This is a genomic window from Stenotrophomonas sp. 10N36 (assembly GCF_056395005.1).
The window spans coordinates 1-15,758 of the sequence record NZ_JBFTIS010000011.1 but is presented as its reverse complement, the minus strand read 5'-3'; the positions used below and the strand labels follow the sequence as shown (position 1 = coordinate 15,758).

Genomic DNA, 15,758 nt, shown 5'->3' with positions numbered 1-15,758 from the left:
GTCGGTCCGGGCGGACCGGCCGGCCTGTTCAGCCAGCGCGTTCAGCCAGCAGCGGCCGGGGTGGCCCCGGCCAGCAGGTCGCGGACCCGGTAGCTGCCGGGCGCGCGGCCGGCCAGCTGGGTGGCGGCAAACAGCGCGCCGCGGGCGAAGATGTCCCGGTTGGTGGCACGGTGGGTCAGCTCGATTCGCTCGCCCAGCCCGGTGAACTGGACCAGATGCTCGCCCACGATGTCGCCGGCCCGCAGGCTGGCGTAGTGCGGGTCCGCCCCGCCCTTCTGCGCCGCGGCACCCAGCGTCAGCGCGGTCCCGGAGGGCGCGTCCTGCTTGTGCACGTGGTGCGACTCGACGATGTCGCAGTTCCAGCCGGCCAGCGCCGCCGCAGCGCGCTCGACCAGCTCGTCCAGTACCGCCACGCCCAGGCTGAAGTTGGACGCCCATACCAGCGGAATGCCGGCGGCCGCCTGGATCAGCGCCTGGCGCTGCGCCTCGCTGATCCCGGTGGTGCCCGACACCAACCCGGCGCCACGTTCGACGCACAGCGCCAGGATCGGGTCGAAGCCTTCGGGCAGGCTGAAGTCGATGGCCACGTCGAAGGTGGGCGCACCGGCCAGTTCGCTGCTGGCGAAATGCGGTACACCGTCCACCACCCGTTGCGCCGGTGAACGGCGCGTCACCGCGGCGACGATCTGCAGGGAAGCGTGTTCGGCGGCGAGCCGCAGCAGGGCCTGGCCCATGCGTCCGGACGCGCCGTGGATGAGCAAACGAAGAGGGGGAGTGGTCATGCCCGCAGGCTAGCGGTGCGGGCAGGCCTGCACAAGGGCAAATACGGCGCGCATGCTCCCGCTTGCTACCCTGTGCACCTGTTTTTCCAGGCCCCCACCCATGCAGCGTTCGCAGCAACGAGTTGGTGTCACCGGCGGCACGGTGCGCGACTGACATGCTCATTTCCGAAGTGGCCCGGCGCAGCGGCGCCAGCCAGAAGGCGATCCGCCTGTACGAGGCCCGCGGTCTGCTGGCCACGGTGCCGCGCATCAACCGTTACCGCCACTACAGCGAACAGGACCTCAACCTGGTGCTGTTGATCCGCCAGGCGCTGGTGCTGGGCTTCCGGTTGGCCGACGTAGCCGCGCTGCGCCGCGATGACGGCAGCATCGACTGGGATCAGGTGCAGGCCCTGCTGGCATCACGCCAGTATGCCGTCCGCGCCGAACTGGCGCGGCTGCGGCAGCTCGACACCGCGCTGACCGACCTGCGTGCCGAGGTGGCCCTGCTGGCGGCCGACGGCCACCACGGCCCGCTCGATGCCTGTCTGACCCAGGGCGCGTGCGTGGCGGCTTGACTCTGCCCCATGGGGCAGACCGTAGCCTGCACCACCCCGCAACGAGCGCCCGCATGTCCCGATCCATCGTCATCCTGCTTGGCCATCCCGACCGCGACAGCCTGTGCGGCGCGCTGGCCGCGCGTTACCGACACGCCGCGCTGGCCGCCGGCCATCAGGTGCAGCTGTTCGCACTGGGCGAGATCGACTTCGATCCGATCCTGCGCCACGGTTATCGCCAGATCCAGCCGCTGGAACCGGGCCTTGAACAGATCAACGCCGCCATCGCCGGCTGCCAGCACCTGGTGCTGGTGTATCCCACCTGGTGGGGCGGCATGCCGGCCTTGCTCAAGGGCTTCTTCGACCGCGCCTTCCTGCCCGGGGTCGCGTTCCGCTACCGCGCCGATTCGGTGTGGTGGGACCGCCTGCTGGCCGGCCGCAGCGCACGGGTGATCACCACCCTGGACACCCCGCCCTGGTACTACCGCTGGGTGTACCGCATGCCGGGGCACCAGCAGATCCGGCGGACGATCCTGGACTTCTGCGGGATCCGGCCCGTGAAGATCAGCGGCTTCGGACCGGTGCGCAGCGCTTCCGAGGCGCAGCGCGAGGCGTGGCTGCAGCAGGCCGAGCGATTGGGCCACCAGGCCCGCTGACCCACGGTAGAGCCGAGCTCTGCCCGGCTCGCGTCAGAAGAGTAGCCCCGTAGCGCCGGGCTCTGCCCGGCTTGTGTCAGATCACCGCAGCATTGAGCGAAGAGCAGCCGGGCAGAGCCCGGCTCTACGCGCGCTGATTCAGTGCTGTTTCGGGGTGCTCGGGCCGCAGCTGTCGCAGCCGCCGCAGGCGCCACCGCCGCCGCTGGCCGGGGGCGCGATCTTCCGCCCAAGTGCCTGCAGCCAGGCGGCACGCTGCGGCTTCACCAGCCCCAGCGCGATCGCCCCGCGCGCCTTGCGCACGGTGCCCGGGAACTGCTTCTTCAGCACCACCCAGGCGCTGACCAGCACGATCAGCACCACCACGATGTACTGCAGCAGCAGGCCGGTGCTCATCAGCCGCCGCCCAGTGCCACGGTCACCTGGTAGGTGACCAGCGCGGCAAGATAGGCCGCGGCGAACAGGTAGACGGTGGCAAAGCCCACCTGCTTCCACGAATTGGTTTCACGCTTGATCGTGGCCAGCGTGGAAATGCACATCGGCGCGTAGATGAACCACACCAGCAGCGACAGGCCGGTGGCCAGCGACCAGCCATGGGCCACCACCGGGGTCAGCGCCTGGATCGCCGCGTCATCATCGGCGGCGGACAACGCATAGATCGTGGCCAGCGAGGACACCGCCACTTCGCGCGCGCCCATGCCCGGGATCAGGGCGATGCAGATCTGCCAGTTGAAGCCCAGCGGCGCGAAGATCGTGGTCATGGCATGACCGATCTGCCCGGCAAAGCTGTAGTCGATGGCCGGCATGGTCGCGTTGGCCGGTGCCGCCGGGAACTTCAGCAGCACCCACAGCAGGATGGTCAACGACAGGATGATGCCGCCCACGCGCTTGAGGAAGATCATGCCGCGCTCGTACAGGCCAACAGCCAGATCACGCGGGTGCGGAATGCGGTACGACGGCAGCTCCAGCATCAGCGGGTGCTCGCTCTTGTCGCGGCGCCACTTCTTCATCACCCACGACATCGCCAGCGCGCTGAGGATGCCGGCCATGTACAGGCCGAACAGGATCAACCCCTGCTGGCTGACGAAGCCCCACAGGGTCTTGGCCGGAATGAACGCACCAATCAGCAGCGCATACACCGGCAACCGCGCCGAACAGGTCATCAGCGGTGCCACCAGAATCGTGGCAAGGCGGTCGCGGGGGTCCTGGATGCTGCGCGTGGCCATGATGCCCGGCACCGCACAGGCGAAGCTGGACAACAGCGGGATGAACGACCGCCCGGACAGCCCGGCAGCGGCCATCATGCGATCCAGCAGGAACGCCGCGCGCGGCAGGTAGCCCGATTCCTCCAACGCCAGGATGAAGGCGAACAGGATCAGGATCTGCGGCAGGAACACCACCACCCCGCCCACGCCGGCAATGATGCCGTCGGTGAGCAGACTGGTCAGCGGGCCTTCGGGCAGCACCGTGGCCACAGTCTCGCCCAGCCAGCCGAAGCCGGCCTCGATGCCGTCCATCAGCGGCGTGGCCCAGGCAAACACCGCCTGGAAGATCAGGAACATCACCACCACCAGGGTGATCAGCCCGAACACCGGGTGCAGCAGCCAGCGGTCCAGCGCGTCATCGATCTTCGCGGTGCGGGTGGGCATGCTGACCGACGCGGCCAGGATGCCGCGCACCTGCGCGTGGTAATCCGCGTCCGCATCGGGCATCGCCACGGGCGCCTGCAGGTGCGGCACCATCGCGTCCAGCCGCGCAACCAGCGCCTGGGCACCGTTGCGGCGCACGGCCACGGTTTCCACCACCGGCACGCCCAACGCCTGCTCCAGCGCCGGTACGTCGATCTTGATGCCACGGCGCTCGGCCGCATCCACCATGTTCAGCGCCACGATCATCGGCTTGCCCAGCTCGCGCAGTTCCAGCGCGAAGCGCAGGTGCAGGCGCAGGTTGGTGGCGTCGATCACACACAGCAGCACGTCCGGCGCGGCCTCGCCCGGGTAGAAGCCCCGGCACAGGTCGCGGGTGATGGCTTCGTCCAGGCTGGCCGGCTGCAGGCTGTAGGCGCCCGGCAGGTCGAGCACGGCGAATTCGCGCCCGGACGGCGCACGCAGGCGGCCTTCCTTGCGCTCGACGGTAACGCCGGTGTAGTTGGCCACTTTCTGGCGGCTGCCGGTGAGCTGGTTGAACAGCGCGGTCTTGCCACTGTTCGGGTTGCCCACCAGCGCCACGCGCAGCGGCAGTGCCACCGCGCTCATGCCGCCGCTCCGGCCGGGATCGCGGTGATCAGGATGCGCCGGGCCTCGCTGCGGCGCAGGGCGAAGCGCGTGAACCCGACCTGCACCAGCAGCGGTTCACCGCCCACCGGCCCACGGGCTACCAGACGCACATCCTCGCCCTTGACGAAACCCAGCTCGCGGAGCCGGCGGGCGATCGCATCGTTTGCATGTAGGTCCTGCACGGCGTCCACCAGGGCGGAACCGTGCAGAGGCAGATCGGACAACGTCACGGAGCGCCTTCTTGCCAATCAGGAATGGTTATCAATTCTAGCATCGCCGCGCCGCGTCATTGCCCGTGCCCCATGGCCCGCTATGATCCGTACATGTATGGAGTAACCGCAGGCCCCCCATGAGTGATGCATTACGGATTGAACGCAGTGCCGCGGTACTGACGCTGTGGCTGAACCGCCCCACCCTGCACAACGCTTTCGATGCGGCCCTGATCGCCCAGCTCACCGCCGCGCTGGAAGCGGCCGGCCGTGACGAACAGGTGCGCGCGGTGGTGCTGGCCGGCCAGGGCGCCTCCTTCTCGGCCGGCGCGGACATGCAGTGGATGCGCGGCATGGCCGCCGCCAGCGAGGACGCCAACCGCGAGGATTCGCTGGCACTGGCGCGGCTGATGCGCACCTTGGACGAGCTGCCCAAGCCCACCATCGCACGGGTGCAGGGCGCCGCCTTCGGTGGCGGGGTGGGCCTGGTGGCCTGCTGCGACATCGCCATTGCCAGTACCAGCGCCCGCTTCGGCCTGACCGAAAGCCGGCTGGGCCTGCTGCCGGCGGTGATTTCCCCCTATGTGATCGACGCGATCGGCCCACGCCAGGCCCGCCGCTGGTTTGCCACCGGCGAGCATTTCGACGCCGAAACCGCGCTGCGGATCGGCCTGGTGCACCAGCTGATCGAACCTGAACGCATCGACGAGGCGGTCCAGCGCCAGCTGGGCCTGCTGGACAAGGCCGGCCCGGTGGCGTCGGCGTCGGCCAAGGACCTGGTGCGCCGGGTCAGCGTGGGCCGCGACCGCGACGCGCTGGACCGTGACAACGCCGCGCTGATCGCGCGCCTGCGGGTGTCGGCCGAGGGCCAGGAAGGCCTCGGCGCGTTCCTGGACAAGCGCGCCCCGCATTGGGTCACTCAGGATTAGGACACGCACATGCTCGACCATATTGGTATCCGCTGCGCCGACTTCACCCGCAGCCTGGCGTTCTTCCAGCAGGCCCTGGCCCCGCTGGGCATCCGGGTGTTGATGCAGGTCAGCGCCGAACAGACCGGCGACCATGACCATGCCGGCTTCGGCCGCACCGGCAAGCCGGACTTCTGGATCGGCAACGCCCCCGGCGCCCACGGCGGCGTGCACGTGGCCTTCAGTGCCGACAGCCGCGAGGCGGTGGATGCGTTCCACCGCGCCGCGCTCGCGGCCGGTGGCCAGGACAATGGCGCGCCGGGCATCCGCGAGTACTACCACCCCAGCTACTACGGGGCCTTCGTGCTCGACCCGGACGGCAACAACATCGAAGCGGTCTGCCACCGCCCGGGCTGAGCGCCCCCGGTCGCCCCCCGACGACCGCGCTCCCTGCCGCGGGCTGGCCGCTTTGTGGCCCAGCCCGCGTATCCCCCTTTCGTGGCCCGCCGGGGAACGCGGGCCACCCTCTTTCCCCTGGTATACCTGTGACCCGACCCCTGCCCCTTCTGCAGCCTGCTGTGCGCCGTCCCGTCCGCCGGGAGGCCTGCCATGGATGATTTCGTCCGCATCGTCGAAGTCGGCCCGCGCGACGGCCTGCAGAACGAAGCCCAGCCGGTGGCCACCGCCGACAAGATCGAACTGATCCGGCAGCTGTCGCTGACCGGCCTGCGCACCATCGAAGCCACCAGCTTCGTCAGCCCGCGCTGGGTGCCGCAGCTGGCCGATGCCGCCGAGGTCTACGCCGGTATCGCGCGTCGCCCCGGCATCGCCTACCCGGTGCTGGTGCCCAACGAACAGGGCTACGACCGTGCACGCGCCGTGGGCGTTTCGGAAGTGGCCGTGTTCACTGCGGCGTCGGAAACCTTCAACCGCACCAACACCAACGCCGGCATCGACGAATCGCTGGCCCGCTTCGCGCCGATCCTTGAACGCGCCAAGGCCAACGGGGTCAAGGTCCGCGGCTACGTCTCCACCGTGCTCGGCTGCCCCTACCAGGGCGAGGTAGCGGTCAGCGAGGTGGTGCGGGTGGCGCGCGCCCTGCACGACATGGGCTGTTACGAAATTTCGCTGGGCGACACCATCGGCGTGGGCACCCCGCGCAAGGCGCGCGCGATGCTGCACGCGGTGGCGGCCGAGCTGCCGATGTCGGCGCTGGCCGTGCATTTCCATGACACCTACGGCCAGGCGCTGGCCAACATCGATGCGTGCCTGGAAGAAGGCGTGCGCGTGGTCGATTCGGCCGTGTCCGGTGCGGGCGGCTGCCCGTACGCCAAGGGCGCCAGCGGCAATGTCGCCAGCGAAGACGTGGTGTACCTGCTGCACGGCATCGGCATGCGCACCGGCATCGACCTGCCGGCGCTGGCCGCGACCGGCCGCTGGCTGGCGGCGCGGCTGGGCCGCGAGACCGGCAGCAAGGCCGGCAAGGCGCTGGCGGCCACATGAGCCGCCGCGGCCCGCGCAGGGACGTTGCGGCCGGTGATCACCTCACCGCCCACGTCCACGCGCTGGCCGCCATGGACCGAGCCTTGGCAAGCCCGCCGGGCGAGGCCGACCTGCGCACCCTGCTGCGCGAGGTGCAGCAGGCGCTGCAGGAAGCGATGGACGACCGCCAGCTGGCGCTGCGCCGCTACACCGCGCTGTTCGATGCCGTGCCCGACCCGGTCAGCATCCTGAGCGAATCGGGCGTGGTGCTGGACCTCAACAAGGCCGGCGTGCGCGCCTATGGCCGCCCGCGCGAGGACATCGTCGGGCAGCCGATCGAACTGCTCAACCCTGACCTGCCCAACGACCACCTGGACCCGGTGTGGGAAGCGCTGCACCGGGGCGAAACCTACGTCATCGAAGTCACCAACATGCGCGGCGACGGCAGCCGCTTCCCGGTGGAGGTGCACTCAGCCGGGTTCGAGCACCAGGGCGAGCATTGCATCGTGGCCGTGGCGCGCGACCTGAGCAGCCGCTGGCAGGCCGAATCGCGCTACCGCCTGCTGATGGAGTCGATCGACAAGGGCGTGGTCCTGTTCGACAGCCACCTGCGCGTGGTCTCGGCCAATCCGGCCGCGCACCGCATCCTGGGCACCCCCGGCAACGGCGGCAGCCTGCAGGCGATGCTGGCCCCGGACGACTGGATCTGCGTGGACGAACACGGCCACCCGCTGACCCGCGAGCAATGGCCGGCGGCGGTGTCGCTGCGCACCGGCCGGATCATCCGCAGCACCATCGTCGGGCTGTACCACCGCCCGCGCGGCCGCATGATCTGGATCTCCACCACCAACGTGCCGGTGTTCGGCACCGGCCGCGACTGCCCGGACCACGTGTTCGGCATGTTCAGCGACATCACCGAACTCAAGCGCACCAATGCCCTGTTCGACCGCGCCCAGTCGCTGGCGCACATCGGCGGCTGGGAATGGGACCGCGGCCTGCAGCGGCTGTACCTCACCGACGAGGCCAACCGCATCCTGGGTCAGGAGCTGCCGCTGCACGACATGGCGCACCTGCTGGAATGCCTGCGCGTGGACGACCGCTCGCAACTGCAGCAGGCGCTGCTGGACGTGATCGACAAGCAGGTGCCGTTCGAACTGGAGCTGCAGGGCCAGCGCGGCGACGGGCATTCGTTCTGGGTGCGCATGATCGGCGAAGCCGAAGCCGGCGACGTGGATGCTGCGCGCATCGCCGGCACCGTGCAGGACATCACCGCGCGCAAGCAGGCCGAGGAAACCCTGCGCATCCAGGCCCGTACTGATCCGCTCACCGGCATCATGAACCGCGATGCGGTGCTCAACGACCTGGCCGCACGCATGGCCAACCCCACCCATTGCCGGGTGGCGGTGTTGTACATCGACCTGGACCGGTTCAAGACTGTCAACGACCTGCTGGGCCACAACGCCGGCGACGAACTGCTGATCGATGCCACCCGCCGCATCGCCACCGCGATCGGTACCGAAGGGCTGCTGGCGCGCTTCGGCGGCGACGAATTCCTGGTGGTCTGCGACACCCGCGACCAGGCCGACCAGCCCGAGCGCCTGGCCGAGGCGATCACGCGCGGGTTCAGCACGCCGTTCCGGTTCGGCAGCGACGAATTCGCAGTGACCACCAGCATCGGCATCGCCCGCGCGCCGCAGGACGGACTGCGCCCGCAGCAGCTGATCCAGAACGCCGACATCGCCATGTACGACTGCAAGCGGCGCACCCGCAACGGCTGGCAGGTGTTCTCCCCGGAGCTGGCGCAGCGCCAGCACGACCGCCTGCAGATCGAGAGCCGCCTGCACCGCGCGCTGGACGACGACGAGTTCCACCTGGTCTACCAGCCGCAGGTCAGCCTGCACGACGGCCGCATGATCGCCGCCGAGGCCCTGATCCGCTGGCGCAACTCGCAGCTGGGCGAACTGCGCCCGGACATCTTCATTGCGCACGCCGAAAGCACCGGTGACATCGTGCGGATCGGCTTGTGGGTGCTGCGCGAGGCCTGCCGCCAGATCCGCCAGTGGCAGGATGCCGGGCTGGGCATCGTGCGGGTGGCGGTGAATGTGTCCTACCGGCAGTTCGTCGGCGAGGACCTGGCCCGCCACGTGCGCCAGGTGCTGGACGAGTTCGGCCTGCCGGGCAGCGCACTGGAGCTGGAGTTCACCGAGCGGGTGCTGATCGAGGACGCGCCGGACACCCTGCAGACCTTCGCGCGCCTGCGCGAAATGGGCGTGCAGCTGACCATCGACGACTTCGGCGAAGGCTACAGCGCGCTGAACTACCTGCGCCGGCTGCCGATCCACGGGCTCAAGCTGAGCCAGCTGTTCGTCGAGGGCGTGCCGGGCAACCGCTCCGACGAGGCGGTGTGCGAGGCGGTCTGCGGCATCGCGCGCAGCCTGGGGCTGGGGCTGGTGGCCGAGGGCATCGAATCGGAGCCGCAGCGGCGTTTCCTGCAGGCCCTGGGGGTGACGGTCGGGCAAGGGTTCCTGTTCGCGCCCGGGCTGGCACCGGATGAATTCGCCCGGCGCCTGACGCCCCGTCACTGAGCCCGGCGCGCAGCGCACAACAGCGGCACGCCCCGCTTCCGCTAGAATCGGCGGTTCCTGATCCAGCGGAACCTTGCGATGCAGCTGTCTTCTGTCCGTGCCGTCATCACCGGTGGCGTCTCCGGCCTCGGCCTGTCCGTGGCCCAGTTCCTGGTTGCCCATGGCGGCAAGGTGGCCCTGTTCGATCTCAATGACGACAAGGGCGCGGCCGCCGTCGCGGCGCTTGGCGCCGACAACGCGCGCTACTTCACCACCAACGTCAGCGACGAGGCGGCCGTGGCCGCGCAGATCGATGCCGCATACGACTTCCTGGGCGGCCTGAATGTCGCCATCAGCTGCGCGGGCATCCTCGGTGCCGGCCGCGTGCTGGGCAAGGAGGCGCCGATGCCGCTGGCCAACTTCCAGACCACGGTGATGGTCAACCTGGTGGGCAGCTTCAACGTGGCCAAGGCCGCGGCCAACCGCATGCAGCACAACACCCCCGGCGACGACGGCGAGCGCGGGGTGATCATCAACACCGCCAGCGTGGCCGCCTACGAAGGCCAGATCGGCCAGGCCGCGTATTCGGCCTCCAAGGGCGGYGTGGTCAGCATGACCCTGCCCATGGCGCGCGAGCTGTCGCGCTTCGGCATCCGCGTGATGACCATTGCGCCCGGCATCTTCTGGACCCCGATGGTCGATGGCATGCCGCCGGCCGTGCAGGAATCGCTGGCGGCCTCGATCCCGTTCCCGCCGCGCCTGGGCAAGCCCGACGACTTCGCCGGCTTGGTCGGCCATATCCTGGGCAATACCTACCTCAACGGCGAAACCATCCGCCTGGACGGTGGCGTGCGTCTGGCGCCCAAGTAAACACACACCCATCCCGCCGGGTGCCCGGACAGGCGCCCTGACCTCCCACGAACCGACCTTCATTCCATGAAAGCCAACGACATCAAGAAAGGCAACGTCGTCGAATACAACAACGGCGTCTACCAGATCCGCGACATCGAGCGCAGCTCGCCGCAGGGTCGCGGCGGCAATGTCCGCTTCCGCTTCATCATGTACAGCGTGCCGGGCGGCAACAAGCTCGATGCCAGTTTCGATGCCGACGACAACCTGCCCGAAGTCGAACTGCTGCGCCGCCAGTCCACCTATTCCTACAAGGACGGCGACGCGTTCGTGTTCCTGGATGACGAGGACTACACCCCGTACATGGTCGACGCCGATGTGCTGGGCGATGACGCCGGCTACATCACCGATGGCCTGACCGGCATCTACGTGCAGGTGATCGACGAAACCCCGGTGGGCGTGCAGCTGCCGACCAGCGTGGTGCTGGAAGTGGTCGAGACCCCGCCGGAAATGAAGGGCGGCACCGCCACCAAGCGCCCGAAGCCGGCCAAGCTCAGCACCGGCATCGAAATCATGGTGCCCGAATACATCGCCAACGGCGAACGCGTGCTGGTCAACACCGCCACCGGTGAGTTCGCCGGTCGTGCCGACTAGTCGGTAGCGCTGACCCAAACGGGTGGAGCTGACCCAAACAGGTAGAGCTGACCCAAACAGGTAGAGCTGACCGTTGGTCAGCTGCTTGTGACGCAAACCGGTAGAGCTGACCGTTGGTCAGCTGCTTCTGCTTCCGATGCCAACAACGCAGCCGACCAACGGTCGGCTCTACCATGCAAAACCAAGCCGACCAACGGTCGGCTCTACCTTGCAAAGCCCAGCCGACCAGCGGTCGGTTTTATCATGCAAAACCCAGCCGACCAACGGTCGGCTTTACGGCTTGGCGGCCAGGGCCGGGGCCCCGGCAAAATCCCCGCAGCCGTGATACTGGCGGGCGCCTACGGTCAACATGGCCGTGGCACCGAACGCCTGCCCACTCATGTCGTCCTGACACACGGTGCGCTGGAAGGTCAACTTGACCGGCGTGCCGTCTGCGGCCGTGCCCGACCAGCCATCCTTGCCCTGGGTGGGCGCTGCGATCTCCAGCGTGCGCTGCCCGTAGTCGGTTTCCACGCGCAGGTGCGGCGTGGCGCCGGCAGCCACTTCGGCCAACCAGCCCGGCTCGTTGCCGGTGGCCCGGAAACCGCCCGCGGTAGCGTCCTGCGCTGTCGGCAGCGGCGCTGCAGCGCCCTGTTCACCACTGCCCGTGCAGGTGCGATCCGGCTCGCCCTTCAACTGCAGCGTGCCTTCGGTGGTGCCCTTGGTCCAGAAGACATTGCCCTGACCGTCACCGTAGCGCGCGCCGGACGCCGCCGGTTCCGATGCCATCGGGTAGGTGCGGCCTTCCACCACGACGCTGGCCGAATCCTGGCCGCGGTAGGTGGCCTGCACGGCGACGTCGCCACACTGGAACGCGTAGCTGCGTTCGTCGGAGGTGGCAGCGGCCATGGGCGGCGGCGCCTCGCCCGCACCCGCGTCGCTGGCGTTGCCCTCGGCACGTTGCGCGGGCTGGCAGGCGCTCAGGCCGGTGGCGATGGCCAAGCTGATAAGCCACGGGGATGCACGCATGTTGGACTCCTTGCGGTTGTTGCGATCAGCGAACCATCGTAGCCCGCAGCCTGCAGCAGGAGGTGAAGCAGCCCTGACTCCACGGGCTGCAGCATCGGTTCAGATCCCGCGCGGCGGCAGCAGTCCGATCGACAGCAGGTGCACGCCGGCCGCGTTCGATGCGCTGGCCCACACCCGCAGCAGGCGCAGCGCACGCGCGTGTTCGCCGCCCGCGTCGGCATAACGCAGCCGCACGTCGCTGGACACCAGGGTCAGCTGCCCGCACACCAACGGCTCCACCGCGCCCTGTTCGAGCGCGGTGATCCGCAGTTGCCCGCTTGACCACGCCGTGAGGCAGGGATGGGCGCCCAACCACTGCCCTGCCCCGTCGCTGAAAAACAGCGACGGCGACAGCCAGACCTGCAGTGCGTCCACGTCCTGCGCCAACAGCAGCTGCAGCACCTGTGCCTCGGCCGTTGCGATGGTGTGTTCAAGCACGGTCATGCTCATGTCATTCCTCCCGGCGTCGCCGCCATGGCCAGCGCCAGCGGCGTGCGCCCTGCACCAGTACGTAGAACAGCGGCACGAAGAACACCGCCAGCACGGTGGCGGTCAGCATCCCGCCAAATACCCCGGTGCCGATCGCATGCTGGGTTTCGGCCGACGCGCCGGTGGCCAGCATCAACGGCACCACGCCCAGCGCGAACGCCAGCGACGTCATCAGGATCGGGCGCAGCCGCAGCCGTGCGGCCTCGATCGCGGCATCCACCAAGCTATGCCCCTGCAGCTGCAGCTGGCGCGCGAACTCCACGATCAGGATCGCGTTCTTGGCTGACAGCCCGATCACGGTGATCATCCCGACCTTGAAAAACACATCGTTGGGCAATCCGCGCAACAGCACGGCCGCCACCGCGCCCAGCAAGCCCAGCGGCACCACCAGCAACACCGCCGCCGGGATCGACCAGCTTTCATACAGCGCGGCCAGCACCAGGAACACCACCAGCATGGACAGCAGCATCAGCCACGGCGCCTGCGCACCAGACGCACGTTCCTGCAGCGACTGCCCGGTCCAGGCCAGTGCGAAGCCGGCCGGCAACTGCCGCGCCAGCCGCTCCATCTCGGCCATGGCCTGGCCGCTGGACGCGCCCGCTGCGGCATTGCCGGACAGGCTCAGCGACGGGAAGCCCTGGTAGCGTTCCAGCTGCAATGGCGTCTGCGACCACACCGGGGTGACCAGCTCAGCCAACGCCACCATGCCACCGTTGGCATTGCGCACATGCAGCTTGAGCACGTCGTCCACCTGCATGCGGTGCGGCGCGTCGGCCTGCACGATCACCTGCTGCAGGCGGCCTGCATTGGGGAAATCGTTGACGTACTGCGAGCCCATCGCCGCCGACAGCGTGTCACTGATCGCACTGAAGCCCACGCCCATGGCCTGCGCCTTGTGCCGGTCGATCTCCAACCGCACCGTGCTGCCCGATGGCAGGCCTTCAGCATGCACGTCGCGCAGCAGCGGGCTGGCGGCGGCCAACGCCAGCAGCTGCTGTTGTGCCGCCTGCAGCTGCGCTTGGCTCTGGCCGGTCCGCGCCTGCAGGCGCAGGTCGAACCCGGACGAGGTGCCCAGGCTGTCGATGGCCGGCGGGGTCACCACGATCACCTGACCTTCCGGCGCGGCAGCCATGGCCTGCTGCGCGCGTTCCACCTCGTCGGCCACGGTGGCACCGGCGCGCGCGCCCCAATCGTTGAGCATGGTGTAGGCCATGGCCGCGTTCGGTCCGGACCCGGCGAAGCTGTAGCCCATGATCGCCTGGTTGGAGGCGATGCCCGGCCGCGCGGCGATGTGCGCCTCGTAGCGTTGCATCACCTCCAGGGTGCGCTCGGCGGTGGCATCGGCCGGCAGCTGGATGGAGGTCATGAAGTAGCCCTGGTCCTCTTCGGGCAGGAACGCGCCGGGCAGCAGGTGCAGACCCAGTCCCAACGCCACCACCAGCGCGGCGAACACGGCCATGCTGCGCCCGCCGCGCTGCAGGATGCGCACCACGCGCCCCTGGTAGCCGTCGGTCATGCGCGCCATGCCACGGTTGAACGCGCCGAAGAAACCACCGCGCCCGTGGTGGCCGCGCGTACTCGGCTTGAGCAGCGTGGCGCACAGCGCGGGGGTAAGGGTCAGCGCCAGCAGCGCCGAGAACAGGATCGATACCGCCATGGCCAGGCTGAACTGCCGGTAGATCGCGCCCACCGACCCGTCGGCGAGCGCCATCGGAATGAACACCGCGGTGAGTACCAGGGTGATGCCGATCACCGCACCGGTGAGCTCCTTCATCGCCTTGGCGGTGGCCTCCCGTGGCGGCAGGCCTTCTTCGGCCATGATCCGCTCGACGCCTTCCACCACCACGATGGCATCGTCGACGATGATGCCGATCGCCAGCACCATGCCGAACATGGTCAACACGTTGATCGAGAAGCCGGCCGCCAGCATCACCGCGAAGGTGCCCAGCAGCGCGATCGGCGCCACGATGGCCGGGATGAGCGTGTAGCGGATGTTCTGCAGGAACAGGTACATCACCGCAAACACCAGCACCATCGCCTCGACCAGGGTGATCAGCACTTTCTGGATCGAGATCGCCACGAACGGCGCGGTGTCGAACGGCACGGTGGACTGCATGCCCACCGGCAGGGTCGGTTCGAGTTCGGCCATGCGTGCACGCACCGCGCCGGCCACCTTCACTGCGTTGGCCCCGGGCGACAACTGGATGGCCGCCGCGGTTGCCGGCGCGCCGTTCTCGCGGGTGGACCACGCATAGCTTTCCGCGCCAAGCTCGACCCGCGCCACGTCACCGATGACCACCCGGGAGCCATCCGGGTTGGCCCGCAGCACGATGGCGGCGAACGCCTCGGGCGTGCTCAGCTGGCCTTCCACGGTGAGGGGAATGGTGACCCGCTGGCCCGGCAACGCCGGCGAATCGCCGACCCGGCCGGGGGCAATCTGCGCGTTCTGTTCGCTGATGGCGGTGGTCAGGTCGCCCAGGGTGAGGCGGTAGGCCACCAGTTGCGCCGGATCAACCCAGATCCGCATGGCACGTTCGGCACCGAACAGCTGCACACGGCCCACGCCGTCGATGCGCCGCAGTTCTTCGACGATGTTGCGCGCCATGTAGTCGCTCAGGGCCACTTCGTCGAGGCGGCCGTCGGTGGAGCGCAGCCCGACCAGCATCAGGAAGCCCGAATCGGCGGCCTCCACGCCAAGGCCGTTCTGGCGGACCGCCTGCGGCAGCCGCGATTCGATCGCCTTGATGCGGTTCTGTACGTCCACCTGGGCCAGCTCCGGATCGGTGCCCGGGCGGAAGGTAGCGGTAATGGACGCCTCACCCGAGGTATCGGTGGACGAGGAGAAGTACAGCAGGTGCTTGACCCCGGACAGCTCGCGCTCGATCAGCCCGACCACGGCATCGTTCATGGTCTGCGCCGACGCCCCGGGATAGCTGGCATAGATGCTGATACTGGGCGGCGCCACGCTGGGATAGCGCTCGATCGCCAGGCGCGGAATGGCCAGCGCACCGGCCAGCACCACGAAAATAGCCAGCACCCACGCAAACACCGGGCGCTCAATGAAAAACTGCGGCATGCAACATCCTCTCGCCCTCGCACCGCGGCGAAAGCAGCCGGTGCAGTGGCATCGTCATCCACAAAAAAGGTTCTTCGTCGTACTCGATCAAAGGCACACAGCAAGGCAACGGCGTCAGGTGTGCACCTGTGCTGGATTGGCTGGTGGGGGTGGGTTGGCGGGACACGCTGCAAGTACATCCATGTAAGCTCCGTCGCCGCATCCATGCGGCTCAGGGTCCCGCCAACCCACCC

At 68.8% G+C, this 15,758-nt stretch carries 15 protein-coding genes; 8 read left to right on the top strand and 7 right to left on the bottom strand.

The window, feature by feature from the left end:
• Nucleotides 1-41 precede the first annotated feature (41 nt).
• On the bottom strand, nt 42-782 hold the full coding sequence (dapB, locus tag AC1DCJ_RS12145) for a 4-hydroxy-tetrahydrodipicolinate reductase (protein ID WP_314402876.1): 741 nt from the start codon (nt 780-782) through the stop codon (nt 42-44).
• Between the two features lie 155 nt (nt 783-937).
• On the opposite strand from dapB, the gene AC1DCJ_RS12140 reads away from it, so the two are divergent.
• Both AC1DCJ_RS12140 and AC1DCJ_RS12135 read left to right on the top strand, forming a co-directional pair.
• Nucleotides 938-1,339, top strand: a complete 402-nt coding sequence (locus tag AC1DCJ_RS12140; RefSeq protein WP_478071066.1) for a MerR family transcriptional regulator — start codon at nt 938-940, stop codon at nt 1,337-1,339.
• A gap of 53 nt (nt 1,340-1,392) precedes the next feature.
• A complete protein-coding gene (locus AC1DCJ_RS12135) occupies nt 1,393-1,974 on the top strand; it encodes an NAD(P)H-dependent oxidoreductase (RefSeq protein WP_478071065.1) in 582 nt (193 codons plus the stop codon).
• Nucleotides 1,975-2,112: 138 nt separating this feature from the next.
• Here the strand turns inward: AC1DCJ_RS12135 and AC1DCJ_RS12130 are convergent, their stop codons facing one another.
• Genes AC1DCJ_RS12130 through AC1DCJ_RS12120 form a run of 3 tightly spaced genes read right to left on the bottom strand, consistent with a single transcriptional unit; the run spans nt 2,113 to nt 4,477 of the window.
• Entirely contained in the window at nt 2,113-2,367 is a 255-nt protein-coding gene (locus tag AC1DCJ_RS12130) for a DUF6587 family protein (protein ID WP_137189385.1), read from the bottom strand.
• Nucleotides 2,367-4,226, bottom strand: a complete 1,860-nt coding sequence (gene feoB / locus AC1DCJ_RS12125) for a ferrous iron transport protein B (RefSeq protein WP_448135770.1) — start codon at nt 4,224-4,226, stop codon at nt 2,367-2,369. The genes AC1DCJ_RS12130 and feoB overlap by 1 nt, the downstream gene beginning before the upstream one ends.
• Nucleotides 4,223-4,477 carry a FeoA family protein gene (locus AC1DCJ_RS12120; RefSeq protein WP_313247042.1) on the bottom strand — a complete coding sequence of 85 codons (255 nt, stop codon included), beginning with the start codon at nt 4,475-4,477 and terminating at the stop codon, nt 4,223-4,225. The genes feoB and AC1DCJ_RS12120 overlap by 4 nt, the downstream gene beginning before the upstream one ends.
• A gap of 119 nt (nt 4,478-4,596) precedes the next feature.
• Here AC1DCJ_RS12120 and AC1DCJ_RS12115 point away from each other — a divergent pair, with 119 nt between their 5' ends.
• The 6 genes from AC1DCJ_RS12115 (at nt 4,597) to yeiP (ending at nt 10,913) form a co-directional block, all read left to right on the top strand.
• A complete protein-coding gene (locus AC1DCJ_RS12115; RefSeq protein ID WP_137189384.1) occupies nt 4,597-5,385 on the top strand; it encodes an enoyl-CoA hydratase-related protein in 789 nt (262 codons plus the stop codon).
• A gap of 9 nt (nt 5,386-5,394) precedes the next feature.
• Nucleotides 5,395-5,781: a VOC family protein gene (locus tag AC1DCJ_RS12110; RefSeq protein WP_478071064.1), complete on the top strand. Its 387-nt coding sequence runs from the start codon at nt 5,395-5,397 to the stop codon at nt 5,779-5,781.
• Nucleotides 5,782-5,973: 192 nt separating this feature from the next.
• Entirely contained in the window at nt 5,974-6,867 is an 894-nt protein-coding gene (locus AC1DCJ_RS12105; RefSeq protein ID WP_478071063.1) for a hydroxymethylglutaryl-CoA lyase, read from the top strand.
• An 83-nt stretch (nt 6,868-6,950) separates the two neighbouring features.
• On the top strand, nt 6,951-9,431 hold the full coding sequence (locus AC1DCJ_RS12100; protein ID WP_478071062.1) for a sensor domain-containing protein: 2,481 nt from the start codon (nt 6,951-6,953) through the stop codon (nt 9,429-9,431).
• Nucleotides 9,432-9,509: 78 nt separating this feature from the next.
• A complete protein-coding gene (locus AC1DCJ_RS12095; RefSeq protein WP_141058320.1) occupies nt 9,510-10,280 on the top strand; it encodes an SDR family NAD(P)-dependent oxidoreductase in 771 nt (256 codons plus the stop codon).
• Nucleotides 10,281-10,346: 66 nt separating this feature from the next.
• Entirely contained in the window at nt 10,347-10,913 is a 567-nt protein-coding gene (gene yeiP, locus AC1DCJ_RS12090) for an elongation factor P-like protein YeiP (RefSeq protein WP_038688595.1), read from the top strand.
• A 273-nt stretch (nt 10,914-11,186) separates the two neighbouring features.
• Here yeiP and AC1DCJ_RS12085 read toward each other — a convergent pair whose 3' ends face one another.
• From AC1DCJ_RS12085 to AC1DCJ_RS12075, 3 genes are all read right to left on the bottom strand, one after another.
• Entirely contained in the window at nt 11,187-11,921 is a 735-nt protein-coding gene (locus AC1DCJ_RS12085) for an MliC family protein (protein WP_478071061.1), read from the bottom strand.
• Nucleotides 11,922-12,020: 99 nt separating this feature from the next.
• A complete protein-coding gene (locus AC1DCJ_RS12080; protein ID WP_478071060.1) occupies nt 12,021-12,410 on the bottom strand; it encodes a nuclear transport factor 2 family protein in 390 nt (129 codons plus the stop codon).
• A gap of 1 nt (nt 12,411) precedes the next feature.
• Entirely contained in the window at nt 12,412-15,525 is a 3,114-nt protein-coding gene (locus AC1DCJ_RS12075; RefSeq protein ID WP_478071059.1) for a multidrug efflux RND transporter permease subunit, read from the bottom strand.
• Between the last annotated feature and the right edge of the window lie 233 nt (nt 15,526-15,758).